The 15,275-nt window shown below is 75.4% G+C and carries 14 protein-coding genes; 6 read left to right on the top strand and 8 right to left on the bottom strand.

Going from position 1 to position 15,275, the window contains the following annotated elements; translation table 11 throughout:
- The 3 genes from JOF41_RS02585 (at position 1) to JOF41_RS02575 (ending at position 3,616) form a co-directional block, all read left to right on the top strand.
- The gene (locus JOF41_RS02585) at positions 1-162 is read left to right on the top strand and encodes a SapB/AmfS family lanthipeptide (protein WP_209615827.1); all 162 of its coding nucleotides are present in this window, start codon (positions 1-3) and stop codon (positions 160-162) included.
- Between the two features lie 149 nt (positions 163-311).
- Positions 312-1,919 carry an ABC transporter ATP-binding protein gene (locus JOF41_RS02580; RefSeq protein WP_209615824.1) on the top strand — a complete coding sequence of 536 codons (1,608 nt, stop codon included), beginning with the start codon at positions 312-314 and terminating at the stop codon, positions 1,917-1,919.
- Positions 1,916-3,616 (top strand): ATP-binding cassette domain-containing protein, encoded by a 1,701-nt coding sequence (locus JOF41_RS02575; protein WP_209615822.1) that lies wholly within the window; start codon positions 1,916-1,918, stop codon positions 3,614-3,616. Before JOF41_RS02580 ends, JOF41_RS02575 begins: the two co-directional genes overlap by 4 nt.
- A 27-nt stretch (positions 3,617-3,643) precedes the next feature.
- Here JOF41_RS02575 and JOF41_RS02570 read toward each other — a convergent pair whose 3' ends face one another.
- Positions 3,644-4,147: a DUF3145 domain-containing protein gene (locus JOF41_RS02570; protein ID WP_189222002.1), complete on the bottom strand. Its 504-nt coding sequence runs from the start codon at positions 4,145-4,147 to the stop codon at positions 3,644-3,646.
- A gap of 356 nt (positions 4,148-4,503) precedes the next feature.
- Between JOF41_RS02570 and JOF41_RS02565 the strand changes: the two genes are divergently transcribed.
- On the top strand, positions 4,504-5,751 hold the full coding sequence (locus tag JOF41_RS02565) for a hypothetical protein (protein ID WP_209615819.1): 1,248 nt from the start codon (positions 4,504-4,506) through the stop codon (positions 5,749-5,751).
- Positions 5,752-5,779: 28 nt separating this feature from the next.
- Here JOF41_RS02565 and JOF41_RS02560 read toward each other — a convergent pair whose 3' ends face one another.
- The 4 genes from JOF41_RS02560 to JOF41_RS02545 form a co-directional block, all read right to left on the bottom strand.
- The gene (locus tag JOF41_RS02560; RefSeq protein WP_209615815.1) at positions 5,780-6,151 is read right to left on the bottom strand and encodes a hypothetical protein; all 372 of its coding nucleotides are present in this window, start codon (positions 6,149-6,151) and stop codon (positions 5,780-5,782) included.
- Positions 6,152-6,465: 314 nt separating this feature from the next.
- A complete protein-coding gene (locus JOF41_RS02555) occupies positions 6,466-7,845 on the bottom strand; it encodes a dihydrolipoyl dehydrogenase family protein (protein WP_307867194.1) in 1,380 nt (459 codons plus the stop codon).
- Positions 7,846-7,881: 36 nt separating this feature from the next.
- Positions 7,882-8,526, bottom strand: a complete 645-nt coding sequence (locus tag JOF41_RS02550) for a TetR/AcrR family transcriptional regulator (RefSeq protein WP_307867193.1) — start codon at positions 8,524-8,526, stop codon at positions 7,882-7,884.
- Between the two features lie 124 nt (positions 8,527-8,650).
- Entirely contained in the window at positions 8,651-9,328 is a 678-nt protein-coding gene (locus tag JOF41_RS02545) for a hypothetical protein (RefSeq protein ID WP_307867191.1), read from the bottom strand.
- Positions 9,329-9,562: 234 nt separating this feature from the next.
- Here JOF41_RS02545 and JOF41_RS02540 point away from each other — a divergent pair, with 234 nt between their 5' ends.
- The gene (locus JOF41_RS02540; RefSeq protein ID WP_209615812.1) at positions 9,563-11,812 is read left to right on the top strand and encodes a HelD family protein; all 2,250 of its coding nucleotides are present in this window, start codon (positions 9,563-9,565) and stop codon (positions 11,810-11,812) included.
- 18 nt (positions 11,813-11,830) lie between these two features.
- Here the strand turns inward: JOF41_RS02540 and crcB are convergent, their stop codons facing one another.
- Genes crcB through JOF41_RS02525 form a run of 3 tightly spaced genes read right to left on the bottom strand, consistent with a single transcriptional unit; the run spans position 11,831 to position 12,959 of the window.
- Positions 11,831-12,175 (bottom strand): fluoride efflux transporter CrcB, encoded by a 345-nt coding sequence (gene crcB / locus JOF41_RS02535; protein ID WP_189222006.1) that lies wholly within the window; start codon positions 12,173-12,175, stop codon positions 11,831-11,833.
- Positions 12,172-12,525, bottom strand: a complete 354-nt coding sequence (locus JOF41_RS02530; RefSeq protein WP_209615809.1) for a fluoride efflux transporter FluC — start codon at positions 12,523-12,525, stop codon at positions 12,172-12,174. The genes crcB and JOF41_RS02530 overlap by 4 nt, the downstream gene beginning before the upstream one ends.
- Positions 12,522-12,959: a MarR family winged helix-turn-helix transcriptional regulator gene (locus JOF41_RS02525; RefSeq protein WP_209615806.1), complete on the bottom strand. Its 438-nt coding sequence runs from the start codon at positions 12,957-12,959 to the stop codon at positions 12,522-12,524. Before JOF41_RS02525 ends, JOF41_RS02530 begins: the two co-directional genes overlap by 4 nt.
- A 228-nt stretch (positions 12,960-13,187) precedes the next feature.
- Between JOF41_RS02525 and JOF41_RS02520 the strand changes: the two genes are divergently transcribed.
- On the top strand, positions 13,188-15,194 hold the full coding sequence (locus tag JOF41_RS02520) for a diguanylate cyclase domain-containing protein (RefSeq protein ID WP_307867190.1): 2,007 nt from the start codon (positions 13,188-13,190) through the stop codon (positions 15,192-15,194).
- Positions 15,195-15,275 lie beyond the last annotated feature (81 nt).

The following is a 15,275-nucleotide window of genomic DNA, read 5'->3' as shown; positions in this document are numbered from 1 at the left end:
ATGGAGTTCATCCTCGACCTGCAGGACCTCGAGGTCCCCGAGGCCCAGTCCAACGCGATGGCCAGCGGCGGCAGCAGCGGCGGCGGCGGCAGCACCACCGCCTCCAACGCGAGCCTGCTGCTGCCCTGCAGCCACTCCACCGTGAGCCTGCTGGCCTGCTGAAAACCCTGAAGAGGGCCTCCCGCTGAGCGGCGCAGGCGAAGTGCGCCGCTCAGCGGGCCACGCAGAGGGTCCGACGGCACCCACCGACTCCACTCGGTGGGGCCGTCGGGCCCTCGCCCCATGATGCGCCCACTTCCCTGGAGGACGGAATGCTGCTCCGCACCGTTGTGCGCCGCGACCCGCGGTGGCTCCTGCTGGGGATCAACGCCCTGGTCGCCACCGCGGCGGGGCTGCTGCTGCCCACCGCGCTGGCGCGGGCGGTGGACGCGGCGCTGACCGGGCGGCTGGACGCGGGCACCGTGCTGGCGCTCGCGGGCCTGGCCGGGGTCGAGCTGGTGGGCGACGCCGTCGGCGTCGTGCTGGCCGCGTCGCTGACCGCGCGCGGGGCGAGCTGGTTGCGGCGGCGGCTGGCCGAGCACCTGCTGGCGCTGGGCCACCCGTCGCCGTTCGCCGCCGGGGACGCGGTGAGCAGGCTGACCGGGGACAGCGCCATCGCGGGCGGGGTGGCGGTGCTGCTGGTCAACCTGGGCATCACGGTGCTCACCGCGGCGGGCGCGGTGCTGGCGCTGGCGCTGCTGGACTGGCGGCTGGCGGCGGTGTTCCTGCTCAGCGTGCCGCCCGCGCTGCTGCTGGTGCGCTCGCACCTGCGGCTGACCGCCGAGGACGTGACCACCTACCAGGAGGTCTCCGGCGAGCTGTCGGCCCGGCTGGTGGACGCGGTCGGCGGGCTGCGCACGATCGCCGCGGCGGGCGCGGCCGACCAGGAGGCGCACCGGGTGCTGCGGCCGCTGCCCCGGCTGGCGCTGGCGGGCGTGGGCATGTGGCGCACCCAGGCGCGGATGATCTGGCGGGCCGGGTTGCTGCTGCCCGCGGTGGAGCTGGCGGTGCTGACCGCCGCCGGGTTCGGCGTGGTGGCGGGGCGGCTGAGCGTCGGCGACGTGCTGGCCGCGCTGGGCTACGTGGCGCTGGGCATGGCCGTGGTCGGGCAGGCGGCGGTGCTGACCGCGCTGGAACGCGCCCGCGCGAGCGCGCGACGGCTGGAGGAGGTGCTGGCCGTGCCCGTGCCCGAGGTGGTGCCGCCGGGATCGGCGCCACCGGGTGAGGTGCGGCTGCGCGGGGTGTGCGTGCCCGACGCGCTGCACGACGTGGACCTGACCGTGCCCGCCGGCGCCTTCTTCGCCGTCGTGGGGCGCTCCGGGGCGGGGAAGTCGTCGCTGGCCGCGGTGATCGGCGGGGTGGTGACGCCCTCGTCCGGGCAGGTCCGCCGCGGCGGCTCGGCGGGGTGCGCGTTCGAGCGGCCCGCGCTGCTGGGCGCCACGGTGGCCGACGCCGTCGGGTACGGGGTCTTCGAGCACGGCGCGACCGCCGACGCCGACCGGGTCGAGCGGGCCTGCCGGGCCGCCCAGGTGCACGACGTGGTGGTGCGGCTGCCCGAGGGCTACCGCACGCCGCTGGCCGACACCCCGCTGTCCGGCGGGGAGGCGCAGCGGCTGGGCCTGGCGCGGGCGCTGGTGCGCGACCCGGACGTGCTGGTGCTCGACGACGCCACGGCGAGCCTGGACACCGTCACCGAGGCCACCGTGGAACGCGCGCTGCGCACGGCGCTGCCGGGGCGCACCCGGATCGTGGTCACCCACCGGGCCGCCACCGCGCGGCGGGCGGACGCCGTGGTGTGGCTGGAGGACGGGCGGGTGCGCGCGGTCGGCCCGCACTCCGCCCTGTGGCGGGACGCGGAGTACCGGGCGGTGTTCGGGTGAACGCCTACTGGAGCGCGCTGGCGGGTCGCAAGCGCGAGGTCGCGGTGCTGCTGGGCTGGTCGGTGGTGGAGGGCGTGCCCGCGCTGCTGGGCGGGCGGCTGGTGGGGCTGGCGGTGGACCGCGGGTTCGCGGTGGGCGACGTGCCCTCGGGCGTGCTGTGGCTGGTGCTGTTCGCGCTGGTCGCGGTGCTCGGCGGGTTCGGGCTGCGGCAGGTGTTCACCCGGCTGGGCGGGGTGGTCGAGCCGATGCGCGACGCGCTGGTGACCGCCGTGGTGCGCGGTGTGCTGCACGACGGCCGGTCGCACCGCGGGCTGCCCGACGCGAGCGCGGTCGCCCGGATCACCCGGCACGTGGAGGTCGTGCGGGACGCCACGGCGGGGGTGCTGGTGCAGGCGCGCGCGCTGCTGGTGACCACGACTGCGGCGCTGGTCGGGCTGGCCACTTCGGTGGCCGAGCTGGCCTGGCTGGTGGTGCTGCCGGTGGTGGCCGCGCTGGTGCTGTTCGGGCTGCTGCTGCCCTCGCTGGCGCGCGGGCAGCGCGAGCTGGTGCTGGCCGACGAGGACGCCGCCGAGGTCGCGGGCGCGGCGCTGCTGGGGCTGCGCGACGTGGTGGCCTGCGGTGGCGCGGCGCGCGCCGCCGCCGAGGTGGGCGAGCGGGTCGACCGGCAGGCGGCGGCGACGGTGCGGATGGCGTGGGCGAGCGCGTTGCGCGGGGTGGTGATCACCCTGGGCGGCTTCGCGCCCCTGGTGCTGCTGCTGGTCGTCGCGCCGGGCATGGTGGCCTCGGGCGCGCTGAGCGCGGGCGAGGTGCTCGGCGCGGTGGTGTACCTGAGCACGAGCGTGCAGCCCGCGCTGCGGCGGCTGGCCGACACCACCAGCACGGTGGTGCTGCGCCTGGTGGTGGCGCTGCGCCGGTTGGCCGAGGCCGCGCCCCCGCCCGCCGCCCCGCCGGGCGGGCTGGAGCCGTCCGGCGGCGGGCTGGAGCTGCGCGGGGCGACCTTCGGCTGGGGCGCGCGCGCCGAGCCGGTGGTGCGCGGGTTGGACCTGGTGCTGCGGGCGGGTGACCACCTCGCCGTGGTGGGGCCCAGCGGCATCGGCAAGTCCACGCTGGCCGGGCTGGTGACCGGGCTGGTGGCGCCGCAGGCGGGCGAGGTGCGGTTCGGCGGGGTGCCGGTGCACCTGGTGCGCCCGTCGGTGCGGCACCGGCGGATCGCGCTGGTGCCCCAGGAGACCTACCTGTTCACCGGCACCGTGCGGGAGAACCTGGCGCTGCTGGCCCCCGAGGCGTCCGACGCCGACCTGCTGCGCGCGGTCGAGGCGGTGGGCGCGGCCGGGGTGGTGCGGCGGCTGGGCGGGCTGGACGGGGCGGTCGGCCACGCGGGCGGCGGGCTGTCGGCGGGGGAGGCGCAGCTGCTGGCGGCGGCCAGGGTGCACGCGTCCCCGGCCGAGGTGGTGGTGCTGGACGAGGCGACCTCGCACCTGGACGCGGCGGCCGAGGCGCGCGTGGAGGAGGCGTTCGCCGCGCGCGGCGGGGTGCTGGTGGTGATCGCCCACCGGCTGTCCTCCGCGCTGCGGGCGCGGCGGGTGCTGGTCATGGACGGCGGGCCCGCGCTGCTGGGCGCGCACGAGGAGCTGCTGGCCGCCTCGCCCGCCTACGCGGACCTGATGGCGGCCTGGCAGCCCGCGTCGACCGGCTGAGCCGACCGGCTGAGCCGACCGGCGGGCTCAGCCCACCCGGTGCAGCCAGGTGACCGGCGCGCCGTCGCCCGCCCTGCGGAACGGCTCCAGGGCGTCGTCCCAGGCCGCGCCCAGGATCTCGTCCACGCCGTGCGCGAAGGACTCGCCGCCCCGGCTGCGGGCGGCCAGCGCGCGCAGCTGGTCCTCCGAGACCACGATGTCGCCGTTGGCGCTGGTCCGGGCGTGCCACAGGCCCAGCACCGGCGCGAAGCAGTAGCGCACGCCGTCCACACCGGGACTGGGGTCCTCGGTGACCTCGAACCGGAGCATCGGCCACGCCCTCAACGCGGCCACGAGTCGGGCGCCCGTCCCGGCTTCGCCGGTCCAGGCGCATTCGGCGCGCAGTTGCCCTGGCGCCGCGGGCTGCGCCGCCCACCTGAGGTCCACTCGCTCACCGAGGGTGCCCGAGATCGCCCACTCGACGTGCGGACAGACCGCAGACGGCGACGAGTGGACGTAGACCACGCCACTGGTGCTGCCACGGGTGCTCACAGCTGACCTCCGCTACTCGACGAGGGACGTCTTCCCCTACGACCTCTCGACAGCGGACGATCTTGCGAATTCCCGACTTGGTCATTCTGCCCGCTGCGGGAGAAGTCCGCCAGAAGAACCAGCACGTGCATCACTCGGGTGGGCGGATACAGGACTTTCGACCCTAATGTGCCGCTCAACGGTCCAAGCGGCGGACCGCCGGGTCACTTTCCGAGGTCAAACGACACCGTCGGGTGATGGGCACATGCCCCTGGTGACGGTGGTCACCCGTGTCGATCGCACGAACCGCCCAGGTCCGCCGTCGCGTCCCGGCGGACGGCGATACCGTGTCCGATCGTGTGGAACGGGGTGATCGCGTGCGCCTGATCAGGCTGGGGACCGAGCCCTCGGCGGTCGGCGCCGACGTGCGCGCCGCCCTGACCGCCTGGGGCGCGGGCGGCTCCGTGCTCGGCGGCGTGGCCCTGCTCGGCGTCCAGCCGCCGGGCTGCCCCCGCCCGCTGGACGCGGTGGTCGTGCTGCCGCGCGGCGTGCTGGTCGTGGTGGGCGTGGACCTGCCCGAGCCCGCGGTGCGGCTGGAGGCCCCGCTGGGCGACCGGTGGAAGACCGACGGCTGGCCGCTGATCCGCCCGGACGGCGCGGTCAGCCCGGCCGCCGAGGCGCTGACGGCCACCACCGCGGTGGCCCGGCGCATCCAGGACATGCGCGGCGAGCCGCTGCCGGTGACCACCGTCGTGGCGGTCGGCCCGTACGTGGGGCAGGTCGTGCAGCCCACCGCTGACCTCAACCGGGGCCTGCGCGTGCTGCACCCCAAGCCGACCACGCTGCTGGCCGCCGCGCGCGAGCTGGCCACCAGCGACCGGCCGTGCTCGGTGGAGCACGCGGCCAGGCTCATCGCCGTGCTCGCGCCCACCGGCTCCCCGCCCGGCCCGGCCGAGCTGCGGGCCGAGGGCTTCTCCGACGCGGCCGCTGATCTGGCCTCGGCGCGCACCATGCTGCTGCCCAAGGTGGGGCCCGCGGCGGCGCGCCGCCGCAAGTGGCTGCCCATCGCCGCGGTGGCCGTGGCGGGGCTGCTGGCGCTGGTCGCGATCGTGGTGGCGGTGTCCTCCGGCGACGCCTCGGACGCCTCGCCGCCTGCCGACGCGCCGCCGGAGCCGACCACCGTGGTGGTGGACGGCCGCAACTTCACGCCGAGGGGCGCCGCGCTGAGCGAGGACTGCGCGGCCCACGCGTTCGGCGACGTGCAGGCGTGGCTGGCCGACCACGAGTGCGCCGAGCTGCGCCGCGCGCAGTACGAGACCGCCGTGGACGGGCGGGCGGTCGGCGTGGCGGTGGCCGAGCTGAGCCTGCCGGACCCGGCGCGGGCCGCCGAGCTGCACGGCCTGGCCTCGGCCGCGGGCACGGGCGGGATCACCGCGCTGGTCAAGGAGGGCAAGTCCTGGGAGGGCGGCCCGAGCTCGTTCGACCGCTCGGCGATCCGGGTGGTGGCCAAGGGCGCCAAGGTGCGGGTGGCGCAGGCGGTGTGGGCGCGGGACGGGTCCGACCCCGCCGACCCGGTGCTGGCCGCGGTGGCCGAGGAGGCGCTGCGGCTGCCCGCCGGGCAGTGAGGCGGTCGGCGAGGCGGTCGGCGGGCGCTCAGTAGTCGGTGCGGGCCAGTCCGATCGCGATCAGCCCGAACGCCACGTGCAGCACGATGACCAGGCCCGCCACCGCGCTCAGCGTCTCGGTGCCCGGCCTGCCCACCAGCCCGCCCCAGGAGAACAGCCAGCCGATCACGGCCACGGCGGACCCCGCCACCAGCACCGGCCACGGCACGTGGGCCACGCACAGCAGCGCGTTCTCGCGCGCCCGGTGCAGCGTGTAGGTCACCACCGGCAGGACCAGGAAGCCCGGCAGGTACACCGCGGTCGGGGCGAGCGCCGGGCCGTCGGGCAGCAGCGTGGTGATCAGGACGAAGGCGCACCACGCCACCGCGGCGCCCGTGACGACGACGGTCCCCCTGGTCACCTCTGCAGTGTAAGCCGCATTTTTCGGCGACCGACCACCATTCGGCGGTACGGCCGCGCGTCGATTGGCGGTGCGGTCTTCTTCGGGAATGTGCACGCGCACCCCACAAGGGTTCATATGCATTCCGGCGGACCCACCCAGCCCGCCGGACCGTCCACTGTGGAGAGTACTGGCCGGGTCCGACCAGCGCCACCGCGCGCGCGTCGCCCCGGCAAGTGACACCGGATCGTGATTTCCCGGCGCACCGGGAAATCCCGCCGCGGCAATTCCGAACAGCCGCGGCAAATTGATCGGGGTCATCCCAGGGGAATGCCTCAGAGGCCGTAGGCTTCCAGCAGCCGCAGCCACACCTCGCTGATCGTCGGGTAGGACGGCACCGCGTGCCAGAGCCGGTCCACGGTCACCCCGCCCACGATCGCCACGGTCGCCGCGTGGATCAGCTCGGCCACGTCCGGCCCGGCGAAGGTCACGCCGACCAGGGTGCGGGTCCGCTCGTCGACCACCATGCGGGCCTTGCCCCGGTAGCCGTCGGCGTGCAGCGCGGACCCGGCCACCGCGATGTCCAGGTCCACCACCCGGACCTCCAGCCCGGCCTCGCGCGCCTTCGCCGCGGTGCGCCCCACCGCGGCCACCTCGGGATCGGTGAACACCACCTGCGGCACGGCGGTGTGGTCGGCCGTCGCCGCGGCCGCGCTCCACGGCTCGGGCGACACCGCGCCGGTGACGATGGCGGTGCCCACCGCGCGGGCGGCGTACTTGCCCTGGTGGGTCAGCGGGGCCCGGCCGGTCACGTCGCCCGCGGCGTAGAGCCAGTCCAGCCCGGCCACCCGGCCGGTGTCGTCCACCGGCAGCGCCTCGCCCGCGGTGAAGCCGAACCGCTCCACGCCCAGGCCGGAGGTCGCGGGCCTGCGCCCGGTGGCCACCAGCAGGTGCTCGCCCACCACGTCCACGCCATCACCGCTCAGGCGGGTGCCGCCCGCCACCAGGGACACCGACCTGGCCCTGGCGTTGGTGACGACCTCGACGCCGTCCGCGCGCAGCCCCTCCAGCACCAGCTCACCGGCGAAGGGCTCGAAGGCGGGCAGCGGCCGCTCCCCGGAGACGACCAGGGTCACCGCCGAGCCCAGCCTGGCCCACGCCTGCGCCATCTCCACGCCGACCACGCCGCCGCCCAGCACCACCAGGGACGTGGGCACCTCCTGGGCCGAGGTCGCCTCGCGCGAAGTCCAGTGGGGCACCTCCGCCAGCCCCTCCAGCGGCGGCGTGCGCACCACGCTGCCGGTGCACACCACCACCGCGCGGGAGGCGGTGAGCACCCGGCCGCCCACGTCCACGCGACGCTCGCCGACCAGCTCGCCGTGACCGCGCACCACGGTCAGCCCGGCGCCCTCGGCCCACGCGACCTGACCGCTGTCGTCCCAGTCCGAGGTGAACCCGTCGCGCCGCTTGAGCACGGCGGCGGCGTCGAGCCGCTCCCCCACCGGCACGCCGGGCACCCGGCGCGCGGCGGCCAGCGCGTGACCGGGGCGCAGCAGCGCCTTGCTCGGCATGCACGCCCAGTAGGAGCACTCGCCGCCGAGGCGCTCGTGCTCCACCAGCGCGGTCCGCAGCCCGCCCGCGGCGGTCCGGGCGGCGGCGTTCTCCCCCACCGGGCCGCCGCCGATCACGATCACGTCGAAGTCGTCGCCCGTCACCGGTCCACCCCACACCACCGGGACCGGCGCGGCAAGTCACTCCGGGTCGAACACCCCGGCCAGCATCTTCAAGATCATGCCGTTCGCGGTCTCCAGCACGTGCTGCCGCTCGTCGGGGGCCACCCGCTCGGCGAGCTTGAACAGCGCGTCCGCGGTCTGCGCGGCCATCCGGAAGGTCAGCATGACCGGCGCGGGCCCGCGCACCTCGTAGCGCCCGCAGAACAGCTCGCGCAGCCGCTCGGCCATCAGCTCGTACTGGTCGATGCTGGCGTCCAGGCGGTGCCCGTCGAGCAGGTCGCTGAACCGCACCCGGCCGAAGCCCGGCACCTCCACCAGCATCCGCAGGTAGACCGCCACGACCTGGCCGATCGCCTCCCGCCAGTCCGGCGCGGGCCCGTCGTCGGCGAACAGCTCCTCCACCTGGGCCAGGTAGTCCTCCATGCCGCGCAGCGCCAGCGCGTGCACCACGGAGCGCTTGTCCGGGAAGTACTGGTAGAACGAACCGATCGGCACGCCCGCGAGCTCGACGATGCGGGCGGTGGTGATGTCGTCGTAGTCGTGCTCGTTCAGCAGCGCCGCGCAGGCGTCGACAATGGCGGTGACGGTCGCCGCGCCCCGCTGCTGAACGGGCTGACGGCGCATCACCTTGGCTAAGCGGTTTTCGGCGGGATTGTCATGCACGCGGGTCATCTTGCGGTATACGGACGAGTAAGCCAAACGCCGGGTAACAAAGACTCGATAACGTGATCCGCACATGAGCACCACTCACATGCCAGTCCGCTAAATAACGGTCCCGCGCGCCGGATCAACCGCGCGGCGCGGGCACCCCGACCGGTTCGACGCTTTCCGAGCGCGGTTTTGCGGAACTCCATTGGCGCGGACGCGGCGGCCGGGTGACGTAGGGCCGCAGCAGCGCGGCCACCGCCAGGCCGGGCGCCACCAGCGGCACGACCGCCGACAGCGCGAGCGCGGTGGAACCCGCGCGCAGCACGTCGCGCGGGATGAGCGCCACGCGGTCCACCACGAACGCCCGCCTGCCGGGGATGGACGCCACGCCCAGCACCACCAGCAGGCAGGCCAGCGCCAGCAGCGCCCGGTGCACCGCGCCGTAGCCGGTCGACTCCGCGGCCAGCATCACCGCCACCCACCCGAGCAGCGCGCTCAGCTGCTGGCGCTCGGTGGTCATCGCCCACAGCAGGCCGCCGACGACCGCCAGGAACGACGTGCGGCCCTCGCACCAGGCGGACGCGGCCTCCAGCCAGCCGGTCGGCGCGCCCGCCCAGGCCACCGGGGCGCGCAGCACGTCCAGCGGGCTGGGGGCGCCGCGGACCTGGCCGAGCACCCAGGCCGCCGACCACAGCGAGACCGCGACCGCGGCGACGAGCTGCCAGCGCGGCCGGGCCACCGCGCACCGGCACAGCCGGACCAGTTCCTGGCGCTGCTCCTTCACCCGTCCCAGCCTGCCCGCGAACGCGGCGCCCACCGCCGGGTTTCACCCGCGTGCCCGCCGCACGCCCCTCAACAGGCGGAACGCGCTCACCGCGGGTACCGACCGGGATCTCACCCGGACGGGTGAGGACCGGGCGGGATCGCTGCGCCGGAGGGGGTCGGCCAAGGGCCGGGGAACGTGTAGATTAGTCGTTCTGCGCGCGCGCAGAACAGCGACAGGCGAAAAAGTAACTGCCTGACAAACGACGGTATCGAGAAATGAGGCACGTTGTCAAGCCCCTCCGACGACCTCCGACTCGTGGAAATCGAATCGGAGCAGGAATACGTGTCGATGCTGTACGGCAGGCTGGACGACCTGCGCGAGCAGAGCTCGAAGCGCCTGGCGGGCGCGCTCCGGCAAACCGGCGGAACGCACCAGATGAGGTCGGAGCGGGACACCTCGGTGGCCATGTACTCCGATCAACTCGCCCAGTACAGCGCGGTGGAGAACGGGCTGTGCTTCGGGCGGCTGGACTTCCACACCGGTGACCGGTTCTACATCGGCCGGATCGGGCTGTTCGACGAGGACAAGGAGTACGAGCCGCTGCTGATGGACTGGCGCGCGCCCGCCGCCCGCCCGTTCTACCTGGCCACCGCCGCCGCGCCGGACGGCGTGCGCAGGCGTCGCCACCTGCGCACCAGGCAGCGCAAGGTGGTCGGCTTCGACGACGAGGTGCTCGACATCAACTCCGCCGAGGCCAGGCACAGCCGGGAGGGGCTGACCGGCGAGGCGACCCTGCTGGCCGCGGTCAACGCCAGCCGCACCGGCCAGATGGGCGACATCGTCGCCACCATCCAGGCCGAGCAGGACCGGATCATCCGCACCGACCTCAACGGCGTGGTGGTCGTCCAGGGCGGTCCGGGCACCGGCAAGACCGCGGTGGCCCTGCACCGCGCGGCCTACCTGCTCTACACCCACCGCCGCCAGCTGGCCAAGCGGGGCGTGCTGGTGGTCGGCCCGAACTCCACGTTCCTGCGCTACATCGGCCAGGTGCTGCCGTCGCTGGGCGAGACCGGCGTGCTGCTGTCCACGGTGGGCGAGCTGTTCCCCGGCCTGACCGCCACCGGGCGCGAACCCGCCCGCACCGCGGCGCTCAAGGGCCGCATCGAGATGGCCGACGTCGTGGCGCGCGCGATCAAGGACCGGCAGGAGGCGCCCTCGCTGGTCGAGATCCCCTTCGACCAGGACGTGCTGCGACTGGACCGGCGGATGATCTCCGACGCGCGCGGCCGGGCCCGGCGCACCCGCAGGCCGCACAACGAGGCCCGCCGCACCTTCCAGCGGGAGATCATCAGCGCGCTGGCCGCGCAGGCCGTGGCCAGGCTCGGCAGGCACCTGCTGGACCAGGCCGACATCGACGACATCCGCCGCGAGCTGCGCGAGGACGACGCGGTGCGGGCCGCGGTGGAGCGGCTGTGGCCCACGCTGACCCCGCAGCGGCTGCTGGAGGAGCTGTTCGCCTCGCCCCAGCGCATCGCCAAGGCCGCGCCCAAGCTCAGCGCCGAGGAGCGGGCGCTGCTGGTGCGCGAGCCGGGCTCGCCGTGGACGCCCGCGGACGTGCCGCTGCTGGACGAGGCCGCCGAGCTGCTGGGCGAGGACGACACCGAGGCCAAGGCCCGCGCCGAGCGGCAGCGCAGGCAGGCCGTCGACTACGCCCAGGGCGTGCTGGACATCCTGGACCTGGAGGACGACGCCGACCCGGACATCCTGATGGCCACCGACCTGGTCGACGCCTACCGGCTGGCCGAGCGGCACGGCGCCGAGCGCTACGAGACCGCCGCCGAGCGCGCCGCCGCGGACCGCACCTGGACCTTCGGCCACATCATCGTGGACGAGGCGCAGGAGCTGTCGGCGATGGCGTGGCGGACGCTGATGCGCCGCTGCCCGTCCAAGTCCATGACCGTGGTCGGCGACATCGCGCAGACCGGCGACATCGCGGGCGCCACGTCGTGGGACCAGGTGCTCTCGCCCTACGTGATGAACCGCTGGAAGCTGACCGAGCTGACGGTCAACTACCGCACGCCCTCGGAGATCATGGCGGTGGCGGCGGACGTGCTGGCGAGCGTGAACCCGGAGCTGGTGCCGCCGACCTCGGTGCGCGACAGCGGCCACGCCCCGTGGTCGCGCCGGGTGGCCGACCTGACCGCCGCGCTGCCCGCGGCGGTGGCCGAGGAGTCCGCGGCGATCGGCGACGGCAAGCTGGCGGTGATCGTGCCCGCCGCCCGGCTGGCGCAGCTGCGCGCGGCGGTCCCCGACGCCACCGACGACCTGGACGCGCCCGTGGTGGTGCTGGGCGTGGTGGACGCCAAGGGCCTGGAGTTCGACTCGGTGCTGGTGGTCGACCCCAGCGGCATCCTGGCCGAGTCGCCGCGCGGGGCCAGCGACCTGTACGTGGCGCTGACCCGCGCCACGCAGCGGTTGGGCGTGCTGCACACCGACGACCTGCCGCCGGTGCTGAGCAGGCTGACCCCCGCCTAGCGGAGTGCGGCGGCGGCGTCAGCGGCCGATCCACCACCCCAGCGCCGCCGCCCCCACCCCGACCACCACGTTGGCCAGCACGTTGGCCAGCGCCCACCCGTACCGCTCGCGCTCCAGCAGCGCCACGGTCTCGTAGCCGAACGTGCTGTAGGTGCTCAGCCCGCCGCAGACCCCGGTGCCCGCCAGCGCCCACACCGCGGGCTCGGCGCCGACCAGCCACCCCAGCGCGAAGCAGCCCGCGACGTTCACCGCCAGCGTCGCCCACGGCAGCGGCGACGGGTACCGCGACCGGACGAACCGGTCCGCCAGGTAGCGCAGCGACGCCCCGGCGGCGCTGCCCAGGAACACCAGCAGGGCGGTCACCCCAGCAGCCTCCTGGTCACCGCGAGGGCCGCCCCGGTGGCGGTCAGCGCGACCACCAGCGTCAAGCCCAAGTACCCCAGCGCCACCGCGCCGCCCAGCCGCACCGCGTCCACCGCGTAGGCCGAGAAGGTGGTGAAGCCGCCCAGCACCCCCACGCCCAGCAACGGACGCACCAGCGGGTGCGCGCGCGGCGCGAACGCCATCAGCACGCCGATCAGCGCGCACCCCAGCACGTTGACCAGCAGCGTCCCCCACGGTCCCGGCACCAGCAGGCCCAGCCCGTACCGGGCCAGCCCGCCCAACCCGCCGCCCAGCGCCACCGCGGCGAGCGCGCCGCGCGGGGCGGTCAACTCGTGCGCAGGTGGTCGACCAGCCGGTCCAGCGCCGCCAGCGCCCGCACGACGTCCTCCCGCTCCCCCGGCTCCAGCCGGTCCAGCGCCGCGCCGATGCGCTTCTCGTGCGCGCTCTGCCACACCGCGAGCTTCTCGTGCCCCAGCGGGGTCACCGACAGCCGCGCCACCCGCCGGTCGGTCGGGTCGCCCGCGCGGGTCACCAGCCCGCCGTCGATCAGCTGGCCGACCAGGCCGCTGACCGTGTTGGGGGCCAGCCGCAGCTCGGCGGCGAGGTCGCCGACCCGCATCGGCGGGCGCTCGGCGAGGGTCTGCAGCAGCTCCACCCGCGCCATGGGCAGCGCGTCCCACGGCCACTCCGAGCGGATGCTGGTGCGCAGGGCGCGGCGCAGCCGCGTGACCACGTCCGTGAGCGTGCGAGCCTCGTCCGACATGGGCCAAGGGTACTGATCCACGGCCGCGGCGGGGTGTCCGGAGTGGAGCATCCCGCATCGGACGCGGATCACCCGCAAGGGTCCGGATTTCGCCCTCGCGGCGGCTGGCAGTGGGTGTGTTGACCCCAGCCGCTAGGCCGATCGGGGTCAAGAGCGTTCCACACCTGCCGCAGTGGTCGTGTCCGTCAGTAACCTCCACGCGACCGAGCAGTGGGAGGTGCGCCTGCCGTGCACGAGCACTCCGCCCAACTGCTGGCCCGCGCGTGGACGCGGGCCGTGTACCAGACCGCGTACGTGCCGATGTCCTCCGCCGAGGTCGAGCGGCACCTGCTCGGCCTGGTGGGCGTGGTGGTCGACGCGCTGCGCGCGGAGCCGTTCCGCCCGGACCCGGCGGGCGCGGTCGGCGAGGAGCTGGTGCGGGCCCGCTTCACCAACCACGAGGCGCTGCAGCGCACGGTGGAGGTGCTGGGCCGTGCCCTGCTGGAGGCCCCGGAGCTGGCCGGGGTGGCGGACCTGCCGGGGAAGGTGGTGGCCGTGCTGGGCGTGCTCGGCGCGAGCTTCGCCTCCGCGGTGCGGCACGACGCCCTCGACCAGCACGAGGAGATCACCTGGGCGCTGCTGTCGGCCAAGCAGCGCGCGGAGCGGGGGCTGCGGGTCAGCGAGGCGCGGTTCCACGAGGTCTTCGACGCCTCCGCGCTGGGCATCGCGGTCAGCGACCTGCGCGGGATCTGCCTGCAGGCCAACGACTCGATGGCGACCATGGCCGGGGTGACCAAGCAGGAGCTGGTGGGGCGCGAGGTGGCCGCGCTGTTCGAGCCGGTGGACGCGGCGGCGCGGGGCCCCGAGCTGGAGCACCGGCAACGCGAGCAGCGCAGGCTGCGGCGCGCCGACGGCGAGGCGCTGTGGGTGCGGGTGGCGGTGTCGCTGCTGCGCGACGAGGACGGGCGGCCCGCCTACCAGGTGACCGTGGTCGAGGACATCAGCGACCTGCACCTGCTGCGCGCGCACCTGGACCACCAGCTGCTGCGCGACCCGCTGACCGGGCTGCCCAACCGGCAGCACTTCACCACCCGGCTGGAGGCGCTGCACGGCTCCTCCGGCGCCGGGATCACCCTGTACCACCTGGACCTGGACGCCTTCTCGGTGGTCAACAACGGTCTCGGCCACGCCGGGGGCGACGAGCTGCTCAGGGAGGTCGGGCGGCGGTTGGAGCGCGTGGTCGCGGAGGAGCGCGCGCTGGTGGCCCGGCTGGGCGGCGACGAGTTCGCCATCGTCGTGGACAACTCCCCCACCACGCCGCGGGTGCCCGCGATGGTGGAGCGGATCTACGCGGCGCTGGCCGAGCCGACCGGGGCCGGGGTGGCGCTGTCGGCGGGCATCGGCGTGGTGGACCGGCCCCCGACCGGGTGGGACGCGGCGGAGCTGCTGCGCGCGGCCAACGCCACGCTGCACCGCGCCAAGCGCCGGGGCGCGCGGCAGTGGCTGCCCTACGACCGGTACGAGGACGACCGCGCGCGCACCTGGTTCGCCCGCGCCGCGCGGATGCCGGGCGCGCTGGACGGCGGCGAGATCGAGGTCGAGTACCAGCCGGTGGTGGCGCTGGCCGACGGCTCGGTGACCGGCCACCTGGCCCGGCTGCGGTGGGCGGAGCTGGGCCACGACGAGTGCGTGGACCTGGCCGAGCGCACCGGGCTGTCGCTGCGGCTGGCGCGGTGGGCGCTGCGCGAGGCGGCCACCGCGGCGGCGGGCTGGGACGCGGGCGCGCTGCACGTGGAGCTGTCGCCGATGCAGTCCAGCGACGAGGACCTGGTCGGCGCGGTGAAGCGGACGCTGGACGAGTCCGGGCTGCCCGCCGACGCGCTGCGGCTGTACCTGGACACCCGGTCGATGCTGGTGGCCGAGGGCGAGGACAACGCGCGGGTGCTGCGGGACAGCGGGATCGCCACCGGGCTGGCCGCGTTCAACGGCGGCCAGGCGGAGCTGGCGCTGCTGGAGGAGCTGGCGGTGGACGCGGTGGTGCTGGCCCCCTCGGTGGTGCGCAGGCTGGCCGGACGCGAACCCGGCCTGCTGCACCGCGCGATCGGCCTGATGCTGCGGGAGATCCGCGCGTCGGGGGTGGCGGTGACCGTGCCCGGCGTGGACACCGAGGAGCAGCGGACGTGGTGGGCGGGCGTCGGCGCGGACCACGCCTTCGGCGAAGCCCTGGGCGCCCCCGTGCCCGACTACGAGCTCTAGCCTCGCGAGTCGCCCATAGGTGGGTGACACCGGGGGCGGGCGTGGTCGTCCTGAGTGTTGAACTCGGGGGTTCTGGGGGTT

Source organism: Saccharothrix coeruleofusca (genome assembly GCF_017876325.1).
In the GTDB taxonomy this organism is placed as follows: domain Bacteria; phylum Actinomycetota; class Actinomycetes; order Mycobacteriales; family Pseudonocardiaceae; genus Actinosynnema; species Actinosynnema coeruleofuscum.
This window is presented reverse-complemented; position numbering and strand designations above follow the sequence as displayed.